Annotated in this window: 1 rRNA gene; it reads left to right on the top strand. The window is 41.5% G+C overall.

The features are described 5' to 3' along the window. Positions 1-223: 223 nt before the first annotated feature. Positions 224-338 (top strand): 5S ribosomal RNA (gene rrf, locus H5079_RS18250). Positions 339-357: the final 19 nt, after the last annotated feature.

Raw genomic sequence — 357 nt, 5'->3', positions numbered from 1 at the left:
CCGTGAGGCTTAACCATACAACGCCAAACGCGTTTTATGTGACAGTTCAAGCAAGAAGTTAATATTGCTAAAGTAGATATTTACGCAAAGACTTAAAAAATATTATCAGATATTTTCCAAATTCAAGAGGTGACTCTTAGCGCGTAGCGTTATCATTGAGGCACCTTGCGCAAAGAAAATGGTAGCACTACGTGCTTGTCATTCATTCTTTGCACCATATTTGCTTGGTAATAATAGCGTTTTGGACCCACCTGACCCCATGCCGAACTCAGTAGTGAAACGAAACAGCGCCGATGATAGTGTAGCATTTGCTATGTGAAAGTAGGACATTGCCAGGCTCCAAATTGTAGAAAGCCC

Source organism: Pseudoalteromonas sp. SG44-5 (assembly GCF_014164175.1).
Lineage (GTDB): Bacteria > Pseudomonadota > Gammaproteobacteria > Enterobacterales > Alteromonadaceae > Pseudoalteromonas > Pseudoalteromonas nigrifaciens.
Note: the sequence above shows the minus strand (reverse complement) of the source record. Positions and strands in the feature narration are given on the sequence as shown.